Annotated in this window: 13 protein-coding genes; 6 read left to right on the plus strand and 7 right to left on the minus strand. The window is 71.7% G+C overall.

Translation table 11 applies throughout. The features are described from left to right. Positions 1-48 precede the first annotated feature (48 nt). A complete protein-coding gene (gene treS / locus ACIF6F_RS21225; protein WP_399948727.1) occupies positions 49-1,746 on the minus strand; it encodes a maltose alpha-D-glucosyltransferase in 1,698 nt (565 codons plus the stop codon). Then, on the minus strand, positions 1,743-3,752 hold the full coding sequence (locus tag ACIF6F_RS21230; RefSeq protein ID WP_399948729.1) for an alpha-1,4-glucan--maltose-1-phosphate maltosyltransferase: 2,010 nt from the start codon (positions 3,750-3,752) through the stop codon (positions 1,743-1,745). The genes treS and ACIF6F_RS21230 overlap by 4 nt, the downstream gene beginning before the upstream one ends. Before the next feature lie 355 nt (positions 3,753-4,107). Between ACIF6F_RS21230 and glgP the strand changes: the two genes are divergently transcribed. Next, on the plus strand, positions 4,108-6,744 hold the full coding sequence (gene glgP, locus ACIF6F_RS21235; RefSeq protein WP_399948731.1) for an alpha-glucan family phosphorylase: 2,637 nt from the start codon (positions 4,108-4,110) through the stop codon (positions 6,742-6,744). A gap of 205 nt (positions 6,745-6,949) precedes the next feature. On the opposite strand, the gene ACIF6F_RS21240 is transcribed toward glgP, so the two are convergent. Together ACIF6F_RS21240 and ACIF6F_RS21245 are read right to left on the minus strand one after the other, a co-directional pair. Continuing rightward, positions 6,950-8,377: a nitronate monooxygenase gene (locus tag ACIF6F_RS21240; RefSeq protein WP_399948733.1), complete on the minus strand. Its 1,428-nt coding sequence runs from the start codon at positions 8,375-8,377 to the stop codon at positions 6,950-6,952. Positions 8,378-8,559: 182 nt separating this feature from the next. Continuing rightward, positions 8,560-10,767, minus strand: a complete 2,208-nt coding sequence (locus ACIF6F_RS21245; protein WP_399948988.1) for a M4 family metallopeptidase — start codon at positions 10,765-10,767, stop codon at positions 8,560-8,562. A gap of 455 nt (positions 10,768-11,222) precedes the next feature. Between ACIF6F_RS21245 and ACIF6F_RS21250 the strand changes: the two genes are divergently transcribed. After that, a complete protein-coding gene (locus tag ACIF6F_RS21250; protein ID WP_399948735.1) occupies positions 11,223-12,698 on the plus strand; it encodes a sugar transferase in 1,476 nt (491 codons plus the stop codon). Positions 12,699-12,716: 18 nt separating this feature from the next. Here the strand turns inward: ACIF6F_RS21250 and ACIF6F_RS21255 are convergent, their stop codons facing one another. Next, complete coding sequence (locus tag ACIF6F_RS21255; protein ID WP_399948737.1) at positions 12,717-13,661, minus strand: GDP-L-fucose synthase family protein; 945 nt, start codon at positions 13,659-13,661, stop codon at positions 12,717-12,719. An 86-nt stretch (positions 13,662-13,747) separates the two neighbouring features. Here ACIF6F_RS21255 and gmd point away from each other — a divergent pair, with 86 nt between their 5' ends. From gmd to ACIF6F_RS21270, 3 genes are all read left to right on the plus strand, one after another. Then, positions 13,748-14,761, plus strand: a complete 1,014-nt coding sequence (gmd, locus tag ACIF6F_RS21260) for a GDP-mannose 4,6-dehydratase (protein WP_399948739.1) — start codon at positions 13,748-13,750, stop codon at positions 14,759-14,761. Between the two features lie 233 nt (positions 14,762-14,994). Then, positions 14,995-17,781: a DNRLRE domain-containing protein gene (locus tag ACIF6F_RS21265; RefSeq protein WP_399948741.1), complete on the plus strand. Its 2,787-nt coding sequence runs from the start codon at positions 14,995-14,997 to the stop codon at positions 17,779-17,781. Positions 17,782-17,860: 79 nt separating this feature from the next. Next, a complete protein-coding gene (locus tag ACIF6F_RS21270) occupies positions 17,861-18,538 on the plus strand; it encodes a hypothetical protein (protein WP_399948743.1) in 678 nt (225 codons plus the stop codon). Positions 18,539-18,615: 77 nt separating this feature from the next. Here the strand turns inward: ACIF6F_RS21270 and ACIF6F_RS21275 are convergent, their stop codons facing one another. Both ACIF6F_RS21275 and ACIF6F_RS21280 read right to left on the minus strand, forming a co-directional pair. Beyond that, on the minus strand, positions 18,616-19,734 hold the full coding sequence (locus tag ACIF6F_RS21275) for a glycosyltransferase (protein WP_399948745.1): 1,119 nt from the start codon (positions 19,732-19,734) through the stop codon (positions 18,616-18,618). A 10-nt stretch (positions 19,735-19,744) separates the two neighbouring features. Beyond that, the gene (locus ACIF6F_RS21280) at positions 19,745-20,284 is read right to left on the minus strand and encodes a WcaF family extracellular polysaccharide biosynthesis acetyltransferase (protein WP_399948747.1); all 540 of its coding nucleotides are present in this window, start codon (positions 20,282-20,284) and stop codon (positions 19,745-19,747) included. Positions 20,285-20,479: 195 nt separating this feature from the next. Here ACIF6F_RS21280 and ACIF6F_RS21285 point away from each other — a divergent pair, with 195 nt between their 5' ends. After that, the gene (locus ACIF6F_RS21285) at positions 20,480-21,952 is read left to right on the plus strand and encodes a hypothetical protein (RefSeq protein ID WP_399948749.1); all 1,473 of its coding nucleotides are present in this window, start codon (positions 20,480-20,482) and stop codon (positions 21,950-21,952) included. Positions 21,953-21,984: the final 32 nt, after the last annotated feature.

Raw genomic sequence — 21,984 nt, forward strand, 5'->3', positions numbered from 1 at the left:
GCCGCTGTGCACTTGGTGAGGTCGTGTGCGCCGACCGCGCGGACGCGGTCAGGACTCCCCGCGCAGCCGGAACCAGTAGAAGCCGTGGCCCGCCAGGGTCAGCAGGTACGGCCACTCGCCGATCGGGGGGAAGCGGATCTCCCCGGTCAGTTCCATCGGCACCCGCCCGTTGAACGACCGCAGGTCCAGCTCGGTCGGCTGGGCGAAGCGCGAGAAGTTGTGCACGCAGAGGACCAGGTCGTCCCCGTACTCCCGCAGGAACGCGATCACCGCCGGGTTGGACGACGGCAGTTCGGTGTACGAACCGAGTCCGAAGGCGGGGTTCTGCTTCCGGATCTCGATCAGCCGCCGCGTCCAGTGCAGGAGCGAGGACGGGGAGGACATCGCGGCCTCGACGTTGGTCACCGTGTACCCGTAGACCGGGTCCATGATGACCGGCAGGTTCAGCCTGCCCGGGTCGCAGGAGGAGAAACCCGCGTTCCGGTCGGGGGTCCACTGCATCGGGGTGCGGACGCCGTCCCGGTCGCCCAGCCAGATGTTGTCGCCCATCCCGATCTCGTCCCCGTAGTAGAGGACGGGCGAGCCGGGCAGCGACAGCAGCAGGGCGGTGAACAGCTCCATCTGCTTGCGGTCGTTGTCCAGCAGCGGGGCGAGCCGGCGGCGGATGCCGATGTTGGCCCGCATCCGCGGGTCCTTGGCGTACTCCGCGTACATGTAGTCGCGCTCTTCGTCCGTGACCATTTCGAGGGTCAGCTCGTCGTGGTTGCGGAGGAAGATGCCCCACTGGCAGCCCGAGGGGATGGCCGGGGTCTTGGCCAGGATCTCGGAGACCGGGTACCGCGACTCCCGCCGCACCGCCATGAAGATGCGCGGCATCACCGGGAAGTGGAAGGCCATGTGGCACTCGTCGCCGCCCTTGGCGAAGTCGCCGAAGTAGTCCACCACGTCCTCGGGCCACTGGTTGGCCTCGGCCAGCAGCACGGTGTCCGGGTAGTGCGCGTCGATCTCGGCACGGATCCGCTTCAGCAGCGCGTGGGTGCGGGGGAGGTTCTCGCAGTTCGTCCCCTCCTCCGCGTACAGGTACGGGACCGCGTCCAGCCGGAAGCCGTCGATGCCGAGGTCCAGCCAGAAGCGCAGGGCGGAGACGATCTCCTCCTGGACGGCGGGGTTCTCGAAGTTGAGGTCCGGCTGGTGCGAGAAGAAGCGGTGCCAGTAGTACTGCTTGCGCACCGGGTCGTACGTCCAGTTCGAGGTCTCCGTGTCGACGAAGATGATCCGGGCGTCCTGGTACTGCTTGTCGTTGTCGGCCCACATGTAGTAGTCGCCGTACGGGCCGTCCGGATGCATCCGCGACTGCTGGAACCACTCGTGCTGGTCGCTCGTGTGGTTCATGACGAAGTCGATGATCACCCGCATCCCGCGCTGGTGCGCCGCGTCGACGAACTCCACGAAGTCCGCCAGGTCACCGAACTCCGGCAGCACGGCCGTGTAGTCCGAGACGTCGTAACCGCCGTCCCGCAGCGGGGACTTGAAGAACGGCGGCAGCCAGAGGCAGTCCACGCCGAGCCACTGGAGGTAGTCCAGCTTGGCGGTCAGCCCCTTGAGGTCCCCGACGCCGTCCCCGTTGCTGTCGTGGAAGGAGCGGACCAGGACCTCGTAGAAGACCGCGCGCTTGAACCACTCGGGGTCGCGGTCCTTGGCGGGGGTGTCCTCGAAGGTGTCGTGGACGGGATCGTTGATCATCATGAGGCGGGTGACCCTCCGTTCGGCGGGGACGGTCGCAGGGCCGCCAGAACGTGCGCGGGCGAGCGGCCCGGTTCGAGGCGCACGTAGTTCGCCCTGCCCCAGTAGTAGGTGTCGCCGGTGAGCTCGTCACGCACCGGGAGGGACCCGTGCCAGTCGAGCCCGAGTACCGGCATGTCCAACGAGACGGTCGCCTCCTGGGTGTGGTGCGGGTCCAGGTTGACGACCACGAGCACGGTGTTCCGGCCCTGTGGCGTCTCCGCCGTCTTCGAGTACGCGATCACCTGGTCGTTGTCGGTCTCGTGGAAGTGCAGGTCGCGCAGCTGCTGGAGCGCGGGGTTGCGGCGGCGCAGCCGGTTCAGCGAGGTGATCAGCGGCGCGATGGTCCGGCCCTCGCGGTCCGCCGCTGCCCAGTCACGCGGCCTGAGCTGGTACTTCTCCGAATCCAGGTACTCCTCGCCGCCCTCCTGCAGCGGGGTGTTCTCGCACAGCTCGTAGCCTGCGTACACCCCCCAGGTGGGGGACAGGGTGGCCGCCAGCACGGCGCGGACCTCGAACGCCGGGCGGCCGCCGTGCTGCAGGTAGGCGTGCAGGATGTCCGGCGTGTTGACGAAGAGGTTGGGCCGCATGGCCGCAGCGGATTCACCCGACAGCTCCGTCAGGTACTCCGTCAGCTCCGCCTTGGTGTTGCGCCAGGTGAAGTACGTGTACGACTGCTGGAAGCCCACCGCGGCCAGCGTCCGCATCATCGCCGGCCGGGTGAACGCCTCGGCCAGGAAGATCACGTCCGGGTCCCTGCGGTTGACCTCCGCGATCACCCGTTCCCAGAACACCACCGGCTTGGTGTGTGGATTGTCCACCCGGAAGATGCGCACCCCGTGGTCCATCCAGAACCGCAGGATCCGTACCGTCTCCTCGACCAGACCGTCCATGTCCCGGTCGAAGTCCAGGGGGTAGATGTCCTGGTACTTCTTCGGCGGGTTCTCCGCGTACGCGATCGTGCCGTCGACCCGGTGCCGGAACCACTCCGGGTGCTTCTCCACCCACGGGTGGTCCGGCGAGCACTGGAGCGCGAAGTCCAGCGCGATCTCCATCCGCAGCTCGGCCGCCCGGGCCACGAAGCGGTCGAAGTCGTCGAGGGTGCCCAGGTCCGGGTGGACCGCGTCGTGGCCGCCCTCCGGCGAACCGATCGCCCACGGCACCCCCACGTCGTAACGCCCGGCCTTCAGGGCGTTGTTCGGCCCCTTCCGGAAGGTCGTGCCGATGGGGTGGACCGGCGGCAGGTAGACCACGTCGAAGCCCATCGCGGCCACCGCGGGCAGCCGCTCGGCGGCCGTGCGGAAGGTGCCGCTCTTCGGCTTGCGCCGGTTGCCCGTCGGCAGCACCGCGCCCTCCGAGCGCGGGAACATCTCGTACCAGGAGCCGAACAGCGCCCGCTTGCGCTCCACCAGCAGCGGCAGCGCCTTCGACGGCGTCACCAGCTCCCGCAGCGGGAACCGCGCCAGCACCTCCGTCACCTCGGGCGCCACCGCGGCAGCCAGCCGCTCGGCCGCCGGACGCGCCTCGTCCCGCAGCGCGTCCGCCGCCGCAAGCACCACCTCGCGGCCGTCCCGCTTCGGCACGCCCGTGGCGGCCCGGTCGAACAGCTCCGCGCCCTCCGCCAGCACCAGGGCGGTGTCGATCCCGGCCGGGATCTTGATGCCCGCGTGCTCCCGCCAGGTCGCCAGCGGATCGCTCCACGCCTCCACCGTGTACGTCCAGCGGCCCTCCGCCGGCGCCGAGACCCGCGCCCCCCACCGGTCGGTCCCGGGGGCCAGCTCCCGCATCGGGACGGGCGGCTGCTCCTTGCCGGCGGGGTCCCGCAGCACCAGGTGCGCCGCGACGCACTCGTGCCCTTCGCGGAAGACCGTCGCCGACACCTCGAACACCTCGTCCACCACCGCTTTCGCGGGCCTGGCGCCGCAGTCGACGGCAGGGCGGACGTCCAGCACGGGAATGCGACCGATCATGAGATCACCTGGGGGTGGTTCCGGGGGCATGGTCCGAGACGCGCCGGGGCGGCACGCTCTGCTCGGTCTGTTTCTAGCCGCTCCAACGACGGCTGAAGTGCGGGCATGGCCGCTCCTGTCCGCGTTCACTCGGGTGGCGGGAAGTGGGGGGCGGGTGCACGGTGCACTCCCGGCGGGGGAGGCACGCGGTCAGCCTTTCCCCGCCTTCGGGCGGTGCAATCCGGTCTTCGGGTCAACTACTCATACGTAACGGGAACGGCGGGAGTTCGACGCGGCTACCTTTCCTGGGGTGAAGCCGGAACGCACAGCGTGGTGCGTCCATGACGATCCGTACCTCCCCTGCGAAGGTGGACACGTGAAGGCAATCCGTCGATTCACCGTGCGCCCCGTCCTGCCGGAACCCCTCCAGCCGCTCCACGGCCTCGCGCGCAACCTGCGCTGGTCCTGGCACGCGGAGACCCGCGAACTCTTCCAATCCGTCGACCCCGAGGGCTGGCACGCGGCGGGCGGCGACCCCGTCCGGCTGCTCGGCTCCGTCTCCGCCGCCCGCCTCGCCGAGCTGTCCCAGGACCGCAGGTTCCTGCGCCGGCTGGCCGCCGTATCCGCCGACCTCGACGACTACCTCCGCGGCGACCGCTGGTACCAGAACCAGGAGAACGCCCCGGAACTGCCCGCAGCCGTCGCCTACTTCTCGCCCGAGTTCGGGATCACCGCCGCGCTGCCGCAGTACTCCGGCGGCCTCGGGATCCTCGCCGGGGACCACCTCAAGGCCGCCAGCGACCTCGGCGCCCCGCTCATCGGCGTCGGGCTGCTCTACCGCCACGGCTACTTCCGCCAGTCCCTCTCCCGGGACGGCTGGCAGCAGGAGCACTACCCCGTGCTCGACCCGAACGAGCTGCCCGTCTCCCTGCTCCGCCGGCCCGACGGCGACCCCTGCCGGATCACCCTCCAGCTCCCCTCCGGCCGCTCCCTGCACGCCCACGTCTGGCAGGCGCGGGTGGGCCGCGTGCCGCTGCTGCTGCTCGACTCCGACGTCGAGGACAACGACCCCGCCGCCCGCGAGGTGACCGACCGGCTCTACGGCGGCGGCAGCGACCACCGGCTGCTCCAGGAGATGCTGCTGGGCATCGGCGGGGTGCGCGCGGTCCGCACGTACTGCGCCCTGACCGGTCACCCGGAGCCCGAGGTCTTCCACACGAACGAGGGACACGCCGGCTTCCTCGGCCTGGAGCGCATAAGGGAACTCGCCGGTGAAGGCCTGGGCTTCGACGCAGCCCTGGAGACGGTCCGGGCGGGCACCGTCTTCACCACCCACACCCCCGTCCCCGCAGGCATCGACCGCTTCGACCGTGCCCTGGTCGCCCGCCACTTCGGCGAGGGCGGCGAACTGGCCGGCATCCCCGTCGACCGCATCCTCGAGCTCGGCCTGGAGACCTACGAGGGCGGCGACCCCGGCATCTTCAACATGGCCGTGATGGGACTGCGGCTGGCGCAGCGCGCCAACGGCGTCTCCACCCTGCACGGGGCCGTCAGCCGGGGCATGTTCGCGGGCCTGTGGCCCGGGTTCGACCCCGCCGACGTGCCGATCACCTCCATCACCAACGGCGTGCACGCGCCGACCTGGGTGGCGCCCGAGGTGATGCGGCTCGGCGCCCGCCAGATCGGCGCCGGACGGGCCGAGGACGCCCTGTCGGTGGGCGGCTCGGCGCGCTGGGACGCCGTGGCGGACATCCCGGACGCGGACGTCTGGGACCTGCGCCGGGGGCTGCGCGAGCAGCTGGTGCAGGAGGTGCGCGAGCGGCTGCGGGCCTCCTGGCGGCAGCGCGGCGCCGGGGCCGCTGAACTCGGCTGGGTCGACTCGGTGCTGGACCCGGACGTGCTGACCATCGGGTTCGCGCGCCGGGTGCCCTCGTACAAGCGGCTGACGCTGATGCTGCGCGATCCGGAGCGGCTGCGCAGGCTGCTGCTCGACCCGGAGCGGCCGGTCCAGATCGTGGTGGCGGGCAAGGCCCATCCCGCCGACGACGGGGGCAAGCGGCTGGTGCAGGAGCTGGTGCGGTTCTCCGACGACCCGCGGGTGCGGCACCGCATCGTCTTCCTGCCCGACTACGGCATGGCGATGGCCCAGAAGCTCTACCCGGGCTGCGACGTGTGGCTGAACAACCCGCTGCGGCCGCTGGAGGCCTGCGGGACCAGCGGCATGAAGGCGGCGCTGAACGGCTGCCTCAACCTGTCGGTGCTGGACGGCTGGTGGGACGAGTGGTTCGAGCCGGACTTCGGCTGGGCCATCCCGACCGCCGACGGCGCCGGCACGGACGAGGACCGCCGCGACGACCTGGAGGCGGCGGCCCTCTACGAGCTGATCGAGCGCCGGGTGGTACCGCGCTTCTACGACCGCTCCGGCGGCGGCAACCTGCCGGGCCGGTGGATCGAGATGGTCCGCAGGACGCTGGTGTCGCTGGGACCGAAGGTGCTGGCGGGCCGGATGGTGCGCGAGTACGTGGAGCGGCTGTATACACCGGCCGCCCGGGCCCACCGTGCCCTGGTCCCGGACGCCGCCCGCGAACTGGCCGACTGGAAGTCCCGGGTGCGGTCCGCCTGGGCGGGGGTGGCGGTGGACCACGTGGAGGCCCTCGCGGCCACCCCGGTCAACGGCACGGCGCAGCTGGGCGCCACGCTGAGCCTGCGGGTGCAGGTGAGCCTGGACGCGCTCGGGCCGGACGACGTGGAGGTGCAGGCGCTGGCCGGCCGGGTGGACGCGGAGGACGTGATCACCGACGCGCGGGTGTTCCCGCTCAAGCCGGCAGGTGGCCCGGACCTGGAGGGCCGCTGGCTGTACGAGGGGCCGCTGGCCCTGGACCGCACCGGGCCCTTCGGCTACACGGTGCGGATCCTGCCGGCCCACGGGCTGCTGGCCCACGGGGCGGAGCTGGGGCTGATGGCCGCGCCGTCGACTGCCGCGTCCACGGCTGCGCCGCCGCCGCTGCGGTAGCCCTCCGGGGGGCGGGTCCCGTGCCGGTCCCGTGCAGGGTGCGGTTCGTTGCCGCCGCGCGGAGCCGGTTCCCCACCCCGCCCCTTTCCCGAACCTGGGGGCTCTGCCCCCAGACCCCCGCGCCTCAAACGCCGGCGAGGCTGGAATTCGCTGGGGCTGGGGGAGGAACGGAGGAGGGCGGGTAGGGGAACCGGCCCCGCAGGGTTCAGGCAGCGCCTGGGCTGAGCCAGGAGATGACGTCGGCCGCCGTGTACGGGGCGCCGGCGGGGGACAGGTGGGCCAGGAAGGAGAGGTCCTGGCCGATCGTGACCAGGGGCGGCTCCAGCCGCCCGGAGGGGCGGCGCTGGCCCAGGCCGACGGTGGCCAGCAGCCCGTTGCACAGGCACAGCCGGCCGCGGGTGTCCGCGAGGGCGCCGCCCTTGCGCACGTACGCGGCCTCCGCCTCGGCCGCACACCGGTACGCCGGCCCGCGCGCCCCGCGCACCGGCGTACGGAGGAACCCCAGGTCGCACACTCGGCGGCGGGCCCCCGCCACCGAGGGCTCCGAGAGCGTGCCCGGGAGCTCTGCCACCTTGAAGGGGAAGGCGGTGGGGGAGGCGTCCGGGTCGTTGCGGACCCGGAGGGTGCCGGCGGCGGCCCGCTCCCGCAGCTCCCGCCGCAGCGGCTCCGCCAGCCCCGACTCCTCGCACAGCGCGAAGGCGCTGCCGATCTGCACCCCGGCCGCGCCGGCGGCGCGGGCGGCGGCCACCGCCTCGGGGCCGGCCTGGCCGCCCGCGAGCCAGAACGGCAGGCCGAGGCCGGCCATCCGGGCCAGGTCGGGGTGGTCCCGGGGGCCGTACACCGGCTCGCCGGCCGCGTCGAGCCGCAGGGGGCCGCGCGGCGGCGCGCTGTGCCCGCCCGCCCGGCTGGTCTCGATGACGACCCCGTCGGGGCGGGTGGCCGGGTCCCGGGCGAGGTAGGCGGCGAGCACCGGCAGCGAGACGATCGCCAGGACCCGCGGGCGGCGGAGGGGGCCGGCGGGCCGGCCGCCGAGCAGCGCGACCGGGTCGAAGCGCTGCTCCAGCGGCTCGTCGTCGCCCTCCACGGTGATCCGGGTGACGCAGGGCTCGTACCGGGAGAGGGCGGTGGCGATGGCCGGGATCTGCCCCGGTACGCCGGCGCCGACCAGGACGTGGTCGACGCCCGCGAGCATCGCCCCGAACATCGCGGGTGCGGTGGCCGGCTGGATCTTCTCCAGGTAGTTGACGCCGACGGGGCCGTCGTGGCCCTCCTTGGCCAGCCAGACCTCGACGAAGTTGCCGAGGACGGTGAGCAGTTCGGCGGGGCCGCCGCCGGTGGCGCGCAGCTTCGGCGTGCTGCGCATCGGGGCGTCGTCGGGCAGCCCGTCCGGGCGGTACCAGCGGTCGAGGGCGGTCCGGGCGAGGCCGGGGGCCGGGAAGGCGGCCAGGGCGCGGCGGGCGTGGCCGCCGGGGTCGCCGAGCTGGAGGACCCGGGCCAGGACGACGTCGAGGGCGGTGCCGGAGACCACGCCGAGCCGGCCGGGGCCCGAGACGGCGCGGGCCAGCCGCCAGCCGGAGACGGCGACGCCCATGCCGCCCTGGATCAGCCACGGGTGTTCTGCGGTCTCGGGCATGCGTGTCGCGTCCTCGGGTCGCCTCTGAACCTACGGTTCCGTAGGTTCGCGGCTCCAGTGTGGCGCGGGGCGGGGGCCCGGGAGTGCGGCGAAGGTCCCGTCCGTACGGGCAGAACGGCCCGGGGATGGTCCCCGGGCCGTTCTGTGGGTCACTCAGGTGGCGCTGCTGTCACTCGCCCCGGTCAGAAGGTGAGCTTCCAGCTGTTGATGTAGCCGGTGTCGAGGGACGCGAGGTCCGCGACACGGAGCTTCCAGGTGCCCTGGGCCACCTCGGAGGAGGCGTTCACCGTGAACGACTGGACGATGTTGTCCGCGCTGCCGCCGGTGCGGTTGCGCAGGTTGTAGACGGAGCCGTCGGGGGCGACGAGGTCGACCTTCAGGTCACCGACGTAGGTGTGGACGATGTTCACGTCCACCTTCAGGGCCGACGACGCGTTGCCCGTACGGGTGACGGCGATCGGCGACTCCACGGTCGAGTTGTCGTTGATCGCGTAGTCGTTGGTGTTCTCGAAGACGTTCTGCTGGTTGGTGCCGACCGTCCAGGTGAACGACGCGGTACCGGTCGCGTTGGTCGAGTCCGTGACCGTCACCGTGACGTTGGAGGTGCCCGCGGTGGTGGCGGTGCCGGAGATCAGACCGGTGGAGGAGTTGATCGACAGGCCGGCCGGGAGGCCGGTGGCCGAGTAGCTCAGCGCGCCCGGGTTGGTGGAGGTCGCCTGGATCTGCAGGCTGGCCGCCGTGTTGACGACGGTGCTCTGGTTGCCCGGGTTGGTGACCGAGACGCCGTTGACGATGCGCGCGCCGACGTTGATGGCGGCCCAGGCGTTCGCGACGTTGTTGTACGTGGCCGAGCCCTGGCCGTACAGGTCGGCCGCGGCCTTCAGGGTCTGGACGCGGGCGTCCGCGTAGTTGGTCGTGGACTTGAAGTAGCCCACGGTCAGCGCGCGGAACCAGATCTTCTCGGCGGCGGCACGGCCGATCGGCGTCACGGGCTGGCCGTCGGAGGTCGGCGAGTCGTAGCTCACGCCGTTGATCACCTTCGGGCCGCTGCCCTCGGAGGCGAGGTAGAACCAGTGGTTCGCCGGGCCCGAGGAGTAGTGGACGTCGATGGAGCCGATGCCGGAGTACCACGCGTCCTTGGACGAGCCGTCCTTGCTCGGCTTGTCCATGTAGCGCAGCGGGGTGCCGTTGCCGCGGATGTCGATCTTCTCGCCGACGAGGTAGTCGCCGACGTCGTTGGCGTTGTTGCCGTAGAACTCGACGGCCGCCGCGAAGATGTCGGAGGTGGCCTCGTTCAGACCGCCGGGCTCGCCCGAGTAGGTCATGTTGCCGGTGACCGAGGTCATGCCGTGGGTCATCTCGTGCGCGGCCACGTCGATCGAGGTGAGCGGCTTGGCGTTGCCGTCACCGTCGCCGTACGTCATGCAGAAGCAGGAGTCCGACCAGAACGCGTTCACGTAGTTGTTGCCGTAGTGGACGCGGGTGTAGGGCGCCACACCGTCGTTGCGCAGGCCGTTGCGGCCGTGCACGTTCTTGTAGTAGTCCCAGGTCAGGGCGGCGCCGTAGTGGGCGTCGGCGCCGGCCGTCTCCAGGTTGGAGGGCGAGCCGTTGCCCCAGACGTCGTCGGGTCCGGAGAACAGCGTGCCGGTGCCGGAGGTGCCCCGGTTGAGGTTGTACGTCTTGTGGTTGCCGCGGCCCGCGTCGGTCAGGTTCCAGGTGCTGCCCGACTGCGAGGTGCCCAGCGTCACGGTGCCGCTGTACATGGTGTTGCCGGTGCCGGTCTCGATGCCCTGCCACTCGGCTATCTTCGCGCCGGTCCTGGCGTTGGTGACCACGTGCAGCTCGCTCGGCGTGCCGTCGTGCTGGAGGCCGCCGACGACGGTCTCGTACGCGAGGACGGGGGCGCCGGAGGCGGCCCAGACGACCTTGCGGGCCGCCCGGGAGGGCTTGGCGTCCTTGGCGCCCTCGGCCTTCGCGGCGCCGATCGCCTGCTTCTCGGCGGCAGAGGCGGCGACCGTGGCGGACGTCGTCGGCACGCTGATGGTGTGGTGGGTGGCCTTGGTGACGGACTTGGTCACACCGTTGCGGGCGTGGACCGTCAGGTCGCCGCCGAGCACGGGCAGTCCGGCGAAGGTCCGCTCGTACGTGGTGTGCGTCGTGCCGTCGGCGTCCTTGGCCACGTCACGGACGATGAGCTTCTCCTGGCCGCCGAGCCCGAGGGCCTTGGCGGCCTGGGCGGTGCCGGATCCCGCCTCCGCGATCAGCGTCGCACGCTGGGAGGGGGTCAGCTTGACGGCAGCGGCGCCCGGGTTCGGGCGGGCGGCCTGGGCCGCGGTCGACGCGGTGGCGTCGGCGGTGGCGGAACCGGCCTGGATGCCGACGGCGAGCATGGCCGCAGCGGCAACGAGCGCGCCGGCCGCGGTGGCACGCCTATGGGGGGTGGGACTCAACGCAGGACTCCTTCTGCAGGGGGGTTCCGGACGGCTGGGTGGGCCACCGGGCAGAGCAGGCGGTGCGCAGAACGGAGTGAAGAGTGCCATCAGAGGCATGAACATGTCAGGGGCGCAACGCAAGGTTGGCCAGAAATGGTTCGTTGTCCGAAGCGGCATGTCCGCTATACGAACCGTTCATCTCCTTATGGGCGCCCAGGTGGGTGGCCTGGCATCCGTCATCTGGAATGAGGGCTACCGGCTGTTAACGACTGGGCAACGAGATGTCTCTTTGCCGTAAACGGCACTTACCGTACGGGTGTTTGTCGTACTGTTTCCCGGTGCGTCAGACGTCCATCGCCAGGGGAAGCGGTGGACGAGCGCGACAGTCGAGACCACACGTGCCAGGGGGGCCCATGAGGCATGTTCACGTTCCCGCTCAGAGAGTGGCCAGATCGGAGCCGGTGTCGGGAGCTGCCCCGCGCGGCCTCGGTGACAAGGCCCGCTGGTACCTGCCCGCCGCGCTGAGCTCCGACCTGCTCGGCGCCGGAGTCCCGGTCGCCCTGGCCTTCGAGGCCTCCCACCAGCCGCGACCGGTGCTCTGCGCGGTCGGCGCCGCGCTCGCCTGGACGGGCGTCCAGACGCTCCGCCGGCGCTACTCCGCCCGTGTGCTGGGCGAGTCCCGGGGAGCGCTGCCCGTACTCCACGACTGGCTGATTCTGCTCGGTGTCCTGGCCGTTGCCCGGGCCGCCACGGGCGAGTCCAGTCACCCGCTGGTCTCCCTCGCGGCCCTGCTGCCGGCCCTCCTGGTCACCCTCGTCTGCCACAAACTGACCTACCGCCACCTCGCCGCGGCCCGCCGCGAGGCCCAGGCCGTCAGCCGGGTGCTGGTCATCGGGGAGCCGGACGCCGCCGAGAGCGTCATCGCCCACCTGGCCGGCCGGACCGACCACCCGTACGTCGTCGTGGGCGCCCTCCCCGTCGGCCCGGGCCGCACGACCAGCGGCGTACCGGTGCCCGCCCGCCTCGCCCACGAGATGCCGGCGTCCCCGGCCGGGGACGCCGACACGGTCCTCGCCGCGGTCCGCGGCCTGCGCGCCGACCTCGTCCTGGTCGCCCCCGGTGCCCGGCTGGCCGGCGAGCGGCTGCGCCGCGTGGCCTGGGCCCTGCACGACGCCGGCCTCGAACTGGCGGTGTTCCCGGGCCTCGTCGAGATATCCGTCAAGCGACTGGAGACCCTCTCCGCGGGCGGCCTCGCCGTGCTGCGGGTCGCGCCCCCGGTGCGCCGCGGCGTGCAGCCCGTACTGAAGTCGGTGCTCGACCGGGTCGGTGCCGGCCTCGGCCTGCTGGTCCTCGCGCCCGTCTTCCTCGCCCTCGTCGCCGCGATCCGGCTGGGCTCGCCCGGCCCCGCCTTCTACCGGCAGCGCCGCATCGGCCGGGACGGGGTCCCGTTCGTCATGTGGAAGTTCCGCACCATGGTCGTCGACGCCGACCAGCGCAAGGCGGAGCTGGCCGGGGTGAACGAGAACGACGGCCACATGTTCAAGATGCGCCGCGACCCCCGGATCACCCGGGTCGGCCGCTTCCTGCGCCGTACCTCTCTCGACGAACTGCCGCAGCTCATCAACGTGCTCACCGGCCACATGTCGCTGGTCGGCCCCCGGCCGCCGCTGCCCGAGGAGGTCGCCGAGTACGACGAGGTCGAGCTGCGCCGCCTCACGGTCCGCCCCGGCATGACCGGCCTGTGGCAGATCAGCGGCCGCTCCGACCTGTCCTGGGACGAGACCATCCAGCTCGACCTCCAGTACGTCGACAACTGGTCCTTCACCAGCGACGTCGACCTGGTGGCCCGTACGTTCCGCGCCGTCGTCGACGGGCGCGGAGCGTACTGAGGAGCACCACGGATGAGTTCAGCTCTGCTCGCGCCACCACCGGTAGGTGGACGCGATGCCGTCCCGCAGCGGGATCCCCGGCTTCCAGCCGAGGGAGGTCAGCCGGGACACGTCCAGCAGCTTGCGCGGCGTGCCGTCGGGCTTGCTCGTGTCCCATGCGAGCCGGCCGCGGAAGCCGGTCACGTCGGCCACGGTCTCGGCGAGTTCCCGGATGGTCAGGTCCTCGCCGCAGCCGATGTTGACGGGCTCGTCGCCGTCGTACGAGGCCAGCAGCACCGCGCACGCGGCCGCCAGGTCGTCCACGTGCAGGAACTCGCGGCGCGGCGTGCCCGATCCCCACAGCGTGACCTCCTCGCGCCCCTCGGCCGCCGCCTCGTGGAAGCGGCGGATCAGGGCGGGCAGCACGTGCGAGGTCTCCAGGTCGAAGTTGTCGCCCGGGCCGTAGAGGTTCGTCGGCATGGCCGAGATGTACGAGGCGCCGTACTGCTTCCGGTACGACTGCACCTGGACGATGCCGGCGATCTTGGCCAGCGCGTACGCCTCGTTGGTCGGCTCCAGCGGGCCGGTCAGCAGCGCGTCCTCGCTGATCGGCTGCGGCGCCAGCTTCGGGTAGATGCACGAGGAGCCGAGGAACAGCAGGCGGCCGACGCCGGCGGCGTGCGCTCCGGCGATGACGCTCAGCTGGATCTTCAGGTTGTCCTCGAGGAACTGCACCGGGTAGGTGCTGTTCGCCATGATGCCGCCCACCTTGGCGGCGGCGAGAACCACGGCGTCGGGCCGGACGTCCTTGAGGAAGGCCTCCGTGGCCGAGGCGTCGCGCAGGTCCAGCTCGGCGCGGCCGCGGGTGATCACCTCATGGCCGTCGGCGGTGAGCCGCCGGGCCACGGCGGAGCCCACGAGGCCGCGGTGACCCGCGACGAAGACGCGGGCGTGCGTGGGCAGGTACGGCATCGATGCAGTCATGCGTCGGATGATGTCAAACCCGCTTCACCCGCAGGGGACCAACCCCGTATTTCAGTACGAACAACAACGATCCTGGGGGAACCCGCATGAGCAAGACCGCACTGATCACCGGCGTGACGGGACAGGACGGCTCGTACCTGGCCGAGCTCCTGCTCTCGAAGGGCTACACGGTGCACGGGCTCGTGCGGCGGTCGTCCAGCTTCAACACCGAGCGGATCGACCACGTCTACCAGGACCCGCAGACGGCCAACCGCTCCTTCGTGCTGCACCACGCGGACCTGTCGGACGGCGTGGCCCTGGTGAACCTGCTGCGCGAGATCCAGCCCGACGAGGTCTACAACCTGGGCGCCCAGTCCCACGTCCGCGTCTCCTTCGACGCCCCGCTGTACACCGGCGACGTGACGGGTCTCGGCGCGCTGCGGCTGCTGGAGGCGATCCGGGCGAGCGGCGTGAACACCCGCATCTACCAGGCCTCCTCCTCCGAGATGTTCGGCTCCACCCCGCCGCCGCAGAACGAGTCCACGCCGTTCCACCCGCGCAGCCCCTACGGCGCCGCGAAGGTCTTCGCGTACTGGGCCACCGTGAACTACCGGGAGGCGTACGACATGTACGCCGTCAACGGCATCCTCTTCAACCACGAGTCCCCGCGCCGCGGCGAGACCTTCGTGACGCGCAAGATCACCCGCGCCGTGGCGCGGATCAAGACGGGCCTCCAGGACAAGCTGTACCTGGGCAACCTCGACGCGGTCCGCGACTGGGGCTACGCCCCGGAGTACGTCGACGCGATGTGGCGGATGCTCCAGCAGGACGAGCCCACCGACTACGTGGTGGCCACCGGCGTCGCGGCCACGGTCCGCCAGTTCGTGGAGGCCTCCTTCGCGCACGCGGGCCTCGACTGGAACGAGCACGTGCGGTACGACCCCAAGTACGAGCGCCCGAGCGAGGTCGACGCCCTGATCGGCGACTCCAGCAAGGCCCAGGAGCTGCTCGGCTGGAAGCCGACGGTCCTGGTGGACGAGCTGGCGCGGATCATGGTGGACGCCGACATCCGCCAGGTCGAGGACCAGTTGGCCGGGGCAACCGTCCGGATCGACCGCTGAGGTCCTAGAGTTTGCATGTTCCGGTCACCCCCACCGGGTCGTGGCCGGAACATGTCGTTCGAACGTCCGTAGTGCCGTATGTCCGCAGTGCACCGATTCGCTCGAACCCATTGGTATGCAATGGGTCAAGTGGGGTGACCGGGCCCTCGCTTGAGCCCTAATCTGCGCCAGTACATATGGCTGTTCGGATAATTTCAGCCATTCATCACCGGGCGAATTGCCCTGGGGGGCTCATGCGTAGATCAAGAGGGCTGACCGCCGCCCTCGTCCTGTCTCTCGCCGGCGCAGGTGCCGGCATCGGGCTGATGGTGATGCCTCAGGCGTCCGCCATCACCACGCCCGTGGCCTTCACGGCCGACGAGCTGCCGACCTGGCAGACCAACGGCATCGTGTTCGCCATGGCGCAGGCCAACGGCACCGTGTTCGCGGGCGGCACCTTCTCCGCCGTCACCCCGCCCGAGGGCGGCAGCGGCACCGAGAAGGAGGCCGTCAACTTCGTGGCGCTGGACGCCGCGACCGGCGCGCCGACCGACTGCGAGCTGTCCTTCACCGTCGGTGAGGGCTCCGCGACGGTCCGCGCGCTCACCGTCTCCAAGGACGGCAAGACGCTGTACGCGGGCGGCTACTTCGGCGCCGTCAACAACGTCCCGGTCAGCAGCGTCGCGGCCATCGACATCGAGAGCTGCACCCCCAAGGCTGCGTTCCACCCGGCCTTCCCGGCCACCGTCCGCGCGCTCGCCGTCACGGACGACACCCTCTACGCGGCCGGCGACTTCGGCACCGTCGAGGGCGCGACCCGCCAGCGGTTCGCCGCGGTCGACGCCTCCACCGGGGCCCTGAAGCCGTTCACCGCCAACGCCGACGAGCCGGGCCGCGCCATCGCCGTCACGCCCGACGGCGCGAAGGTGATCCTCGGCGGCGACTTCTTCTACGTCAACGGCGCCAACAGCCACGCGCTGGCCGTGGTCGACGCGACCACCGGTGCGAACACCAAGACGTACCCGAACGGCTACATCCCCACGAACTCGGTGGTCAAGCACATCGCCACCGACGACGAGGGCGGCTTCTACACCGGCAACGAGGGCTCCGGCGGTGGCGTCTTCGACGGCCGCATCGGCCTGCGCCTGAGCGACTTCTCCGAGAAGTGGCGCGACCGCTGCCTCGGCGCCACCCAGTTCGTGCTCCCGTACCAGGGCGTGCTCTACAGCTCCTCGCACGCGCACGACTGCTCCACCGAGCTCCAGTTCCCCGACGGCAAGCGGAACTTCCTCCTGGCCCAGCTGACCAACCACGAGGGCGCAGCCCCCGCGCCCGTCGACGGCTACGTCCGCAGCCCCCGCAAGCTCGGCTGGCACCCCAACGCCAACGACGGCATCGGCGAGGGCATCGGCCCGCGCGTCATGGCCATCGCGGAGAAGAACGACGTCAAGTACATGTGGGTCGGCGGTGAGTTCACCCTCATCAACGGCAAGCCGCAGATGGGCCTGACCCGCTTCGCCTCCACCGGCGACGTCGGCGCCCCGACCACCCCGGTCGCCAGCGCCTCCTCCGTCAAGCCCGGCGAGGCCCAGGTCCGCTGGCGCACCAGCTACGACCAGGACGACAGCAAGCTGACGTACCGGGTCTACCGGAACGGCTCCGCCACCCCGGTCGCCACCGTCACCGCCGAGTCCCTGGAGTGGGAGCGCCCGCAGGCCTCCTGGACCGACACCACCGTCAAGGCCGGCAACTCCTACACCTACCGGGTGACCGCCACCGACGCCGCGGGCAACACCAGCGCCCTGTCGACCGCCTCCACCGTGACCGTCCCGGCCTCGGTCCAGGCGTACCCGAACCAGGTCCGCCAGGACGGCGCCGAACTGTACTGGCGCTACGACGACGCGGTCACCCCCTACGTGGCCGACTCGTCGAACGGCAACACCAGCGGTCTGCACATCAACGGCCCCGCCCTGCGCCAGGCCCCGGGTGCCATCACCGGCAGCAGCACGGCCATCGGCTTCAACGGCACCGACGAGCAGCTGCACAGCGACCGCCGCCAGACCGTGGGCTCCGCCTACACCCTGGAGACCTGGTTCAAGACCGGCACCACGCGCGGCGGCAAGCTGATCGGGTTCGGCAACAACACCACCCGCAACAGCAGCAGCTACGACAAGCAGATCTACATGACGAACTCCGGTCGTCTGGTCTTCGGCGTCTACAACGGCTCCACCCGGACCATCACGACCGGCCTGTTCGACTCGTACAACGACAACAAGTGGCACCACGTGGTCGCCACCCAGGGCCCGAGCGGCATGGCCCTGTACGTCGACGGCCAGAACAAGGGCACCCTGAGCGTCACCACGCACCAGGCCTACGCGGGCTACTGGCACGTCGGCGGCGACAACCTGGCCAGCTGGCCGAACCGGCCGACGAGCAACTTCTTCGCCGGCCAGCTCGACGAGACCGCGGTCTACCCGACCGCCCTCACCCAGGCCCAGGTCCAGAACCACTACAACCTGGCCAAGGCCCAGACCGAGACGGTCACCGAGGTCTCCGCGGCCGAGGACACCTACGTCAACCAGGGTGCCCCCAGCGCCAGCTACGGCACCGCCACCTCCATGGCGGTCCGCGGCAGCGGCTCGCTGTACGAGACCTACCTGCGCTTCAACCTCCCGGCCGCCCCGGCCGGCCAGGTCCTGAAGGCCGCCTCCCTCCAGATCAAGACCACCACCCAGACGGGCGCCGGCACCGCCGACACCGTCTCCGTGGTCCCGGTCACCGGCACCTGGAGCGGCGCGAGCACCTCGTACAACACCAAGCCGGCGCTGGGCGCGACCGTGCTCGGCACCATCGGCGGCATCGCCGACGGCTCCGCCGTGCACAACGTCGACCTGGACACGGCCGCCCTGTCGGCCGTCCTCGGCAGCGAGTACAGCGTGGCGCTGACCGGCAACGGCAGCGACCCGCTGTGGCTGTGGTCCTCCGAGTCCACGGCCAACGAGGGGACGCCGCAGCTGATCCTCACCTTCGGCCAGCCGTAACGGCCGAGTGAACGAAGGTGCGGGGTCCGGCCCACCAGGCCGGACCCCGCACCTGCACCGACACACCTGGAGCCACCTCATGCGTCACCTGAACCGACGCGTCGCGGCCGGGGCCCTGCTGGCCGCCGCCCTCACGCTCACCGCCTGCAGCTCGGGCGACAAGGCCGACGGCGGCACCGCCAACGCCAAGCCGCCGGCCAGCTCCTCCGCGCCGGAGCCGCCCACCGCCGAGCCCTCGACCGCACCGCCCGCGGCCAAGCCCACCGGGCCGGTGGTCTCGGACGACGCGCTCAAGCCGGTCACCGGGTCCTTCACCCCGCAGGAGAAGAAGTACCTGAGCGGCCGGGTGCCCGAGAAGACCGACCCGGCAGCCGTCCTCCAGACGGGACAGGAGGCCTGCCAGCGGGTCGCCCGCACCGCCAAGCACGACAAGGACGCCGCCGTGGCCTCCATCGTCGCGGGCGAGATCCCCGCGGCCGAGGGCGCGATCCCGTACCTCTGCCCCGAGCAGAAGCCGGTCCTGGCCGCCGCGAAGCAGGGCTTCGGCGACGGCACCCACAAGCGGCCGGAGCCGGGCACCTACCGCGCCCCGGCCCCGACGGCGAGCTGCACCTGGCAGGCCAGGAGCAGCTCGGGCAAGAGCCTGGCCGCCGGCCCTGAGCTGGGCACCAAGCCCGGCGAGAAGATCACCGCGAAGATCCCCGCGGGCACCGCGGAGTTCGTCTCCACCGGCTGCTACGCCTGGATCCCCGCGTAGCCGTCCGGCTCCCGCGCAGCAGCGAGGGCCCGTACCCGCGTGCACGACACGCGGGTACGGGCCCTCTCCGCCTTTCCCTACCCGGCAACCCGCGCGTAGGTGTCGAGGAGCGTGTCCAGGACCGCGTCCATCGAGAACGACTCCGCGGCCAGCTTGCGGGCGGCGGTGGACGCGTCCCGGTTCGCCTCCTCGTCCAGCAGCTCCAGCACCGCGGCGGCCACGCCCTCGGGACCCGGCTCCACCGCGCGTCCGGCACCGGCGCCGGCGATGTCGCGGGCCAGCCCGTTGGAGTGCGTGACCACGGCCGGCACGCCCACCGCGAGGGCCTCCAGCACCGACATCGGGAACGGCTCGTCCACCGACGGCAGGACGTACACGTGCGCCCGCCGCAGCTCCGTGAGGACCTGCGCGCTGGTCAGCGCCCCGGGTACGGAGACCGAGTCGTCCAGTCCCAGCGAGCCGACCGCCTCGGCCACGGCGGCCAGTTCGCCCTCGTCGGGACCGGCCACCACGAACTCCGCGTCCGGCACCTTCTCCCGCACCAGCGCGGCGGCCCGCACGAAGTCCACCGGCCGCTTGCGGGCCTGCAGCCGGGCCGAGTACAGGATCCGCGGCGGGCCGGCCAGCGGCGGCCGCTCGTCCTGCGCCGGTACGCCGTTGACCAGTCGTACCGTGTTGTCCAGCCCGGCACCGCCCACCACCGCGTCCAGCGCCTCGCGCTCGTGCGGCGTCAGGTACAGCACCGCGCCCGCGCCGCGCAGCAGCCGGCGCACCGCCACCGCGTCCAGCACCTTGGCCAGCAGCTTTCCGCTCGGGTCCACCATGCCGTGGGTCTGGAGCACCAGCGGCTTGCCGGCGCGCAGCGCGGCCAGCGCCACGGGCAGGGTCACCAGGTCGCGGGCCAGGTGGACGTGGACCAGGTCCGCGTCCCGCACCAGCCGGCCGGCCCGGGCCAGCAGGGCGGGCGAGGTCATCCCGCTGAAGCCGAGCGGCAGCAGCCTGCGCGCCGGGTAGAGGCGGGCGGGCACCCCTTCGACCTCGGTGGGCCAGGGGTCGTCGAAGCCCTCGCCGAGCGCGACGAGGGCGGCCTCGTGGCCGCGGGCCCGCAGGCCCTTGGACAGGTTCAGGGCCACCCGTACGGGACCGCCGAAGGCGTGGGTGGGGGAATGCAGCGTGACCGCGTGCAGGACTCTCACTGGTGCACCCTCACTTGGGCTCGTCGACGGCGCGGCGGCGGCCGTCCATGGTCTGCAGCGTCAGCTCGGGCAGGTCCTTGTGGACCACGGCCCCGGCGGCGGCCACCGCGTGGCGGCCGATGGTGACCCCGGCGAGCACGGTGGCGCGGGCCGCGACCCAGGCGCCGTCCTCGACGGTGATGGGGGCGTTGCGGTAGCGGAAGTCGGCGGCGCGGTGGTCGTGGCTGCCGGTGCACAGCAGCGCTTCCTGGGACACGCACACGTTGGCCCCGATGGTGACCGGCTCCAGGTTCAGCAGCCAGGCGCCCTCGCCGATCCAGGTGTGGTCGCCGATGCGGAGCTTCCAGGGCCACAGGACGCGGACGCGGTGCCGGATGAGCACGCCCGTACCGATCTCGGCGCCGAAGGCGCGCAGCAGGGCCACCCGTACCCGGGCCGGCGTGAACCAGGCCATGAAGACCGTGTTCATCACGGCGAACCAGAGCGCCTGGGTCAGTTTGCCCCGGCCCTTGTCGTAACCGGCCAGCGTGAAGGCCGGGAGATCACGCATCGATTCACCCCCACCGGCACCCCCCTGGCACCGGGCGTTCACATTATCGGTTCAACGGACCGCCCATCGCCGCTCCGCGGACCGCTGACTAGACTTCGGGCCGAATTGCACGACAGGGGTGGGGGCGCGGTGGCGGCGACAGACATACAGGGACCCACGCCGGGCGCGCCCTGGGGGTCGGGGCCCCGGCCGCCCGTGCCGCCGCGCGGACGCGACGAGCCCGACGAGGCGCAGTGGGGCAAGGTCACCACGCCCCGCACGCTGCTCTCCCGTGCCCTGTCGGTGCCGCTGGCGCTCGGGTTCACCGTCTTCCTGCCGCTGTTCATCGCCTCCCAGTCCGGGGCCGGTGTGCGCGACGCGGCCTTCTGGCTCCAGCTCGCCCTCACCATGTACGCCGGCGCCCGTCTCTCCGGCATGATCCTGACCAGCCGCCGCAAGCTGCTCCAGGGCTCCTTCTGGCTCTTCGTCTACATGGCGCTGGGCGTGGCCCCCCTCGCGCAGGCCGTGCTGGGCCAGGTCCCGACCCCCGTGGTCGGCCCCCGGTCCGACCTCACCCAGGCCATCGCGCTCATCCTGCTCGGCTGCATCGCCTTCGACGTCGGCGCGCTGCTGGCCCGCAGCCGGCCCGACCGCCGCACGGAGAAGGAGCAGCGGCCGGTGATGGTGCACCGTCGCCGGCTCCAGCTGCTGACGGTCATCGCCTTCGGCTGCTCCGCGCTGTTCATCCTCAAGCTCGGCGGCCCCGCCGTCTTCTTCAGCAGCCGGCAGGAGATCATCGCCGGCATCGAGGAGGCCGGTGTCTCCGCCGACGACAGCCAGGCGGGCCAGGCCTTCCTGCGCGGTTTCGGCACCGTGCCGGCCCTGCTCGCCCTGCTGATGTACACCCGCTGGCTGGTCACCTCGACGCGGGCCCGCCGGATGCCCTCGGTCATCGCCACCACGGCCGCGCTGGTCGTGCTCAACGCCATCGTCAACAACCCGGTCTCGAACCCGCGCTACTGGTTCATGACCGTGATGTTCTCGCTGCTCTTCACCGTCTTCCCGGTGAGCGCGGCGATGTACCGGGTGGCGCTCAGCATGGGCGTGATCGCCGCCCTGCTGATCTTCCCGTTCGCCGACCGGTTCCGGTACGACGAGAAGAACTACAAGCCGGTCGAGACGACCTCGTTCCTGGAGCCCATGGCGCTCAAGGACTACGACCAGGTCGGCATGTTCGCCAACACCATCACCTTCGCCGACTCCGGCCCCGGCCACTTCTACGGGCGCCAGCTGGCCGGCTCGGTGTTCTTCATCGTGCCGCGCTCGGTCTGGCCCGGGAAACCGCGCGACACGGGCGTGATGGTCGGCCAGTGGATGGGCACCGTGAACACCAACCTCTCCTCCCCGGTGTGGGCGGAGCTGTGGCTGGACTTCGGACCCGTCGGCATGGGGGCCGGGCTGCTGGGGCTGGGGTACGCGTCCGCCCGGGTCGACCGCAATTACGCCCGCCGGGCCACCCGCAGGTCGCCCCCCGGCAGCCTGATCTCGATCGTCGTCCCACTGGTCGCGGGCTACTCGTTCATCCTGCTGCGCGGCCCGCTCCTGCAGGCCTCGGGCCGTGTGGCGATCGCGGGACTGTGCCTGGCCATCGTCATGACGTACCGCCAGGACAAGCGGACCCTGCGCTGACGGCCACCGGTGGGCCGAGGAGTGCGGGGCTG

The organism is Streptomyces sp. NPDC086023 (assembly GCF_044540325.1).
Taxonomy (GTDB): domain Bacteria; phylum Actinomycetota; class Actinomycetes; order Streptomycetales; family Streptomycetaceae; genus Streptomyces.

Bases quoted from the DNA above. Each gene is read 5' to 3' on its own strand.
- treS (WP_399948727.1), bottom strand. From the start codon at position 1,746: ATGATGATCAACGATCCCGTCCACGACACCTTCGAGGACACCCCCGCC.
- ACIF6F_RS21230 (WP_399948729.1), bottom strand. From the start codon at position 3,752: ATGATCGGTCGCATTCCCGTGCTGGACGTCCGCCCTGCCGTCGACTGC.
- ACIF6F_RS21240 (WP_399948733.1), bottom strand. From the start codon at position 8,377: ATGCCCGAGACCGCAGAACACCCGTGGCTGATCCAGGGCGGCATGGGC.
- ACIF6F_RS21245 (WP_399948988.1), bottom strand. From the start codon at position 10,767: ATGCTCGCCGTCGGCATCCAGGCCGGTTCCGCCACCGCCGACGCCACC.
- ACIF6F_RS21250 (WP_399948735.1), top strand. From the start codon at position 11,223: ATGAGGCATGTTCACGTTCCCGCTCAGAGAGTGGCCAGATCGGAGCCG.
- ACIF6F_RS21255 (WP_399948737.1), bottom strand. From the start codon at position 13,661: ATGACTGCATCGATGCCGTACCTGCCCACGCACGCCCGCGTCTTCGTC.
- gmd (WP_399948739.1), top strand. From the start codon at position 13,748: ATGAGCAAGACCGCACTGATCACCGGCGTGACGGGACAGGACGGCTCG.
- ACIF6F_RS21265 (WP_399948741.1), top strand. From the start codon at position 14,995: ATGCGTAGATCAAGAGGGCTGACCGCCGCCCTCGTCCTGTCTCTCGCC.
- ACIF6F_RS21270 (WP_399948743.1), top strand. From the start codon at position 17,861: ATGCGTCACCTGAACCGACGCGTCGCGGCCGGGGCCCTGCTGGCCGCC.
- ACIF6F_RS21280 (WP_399948747.1), bottom strand. From the start codon at position 20,284: ATGCGTGATCTCCCGGCCTTCACGCTGGCCGGTTACGACAAGGGCCGG.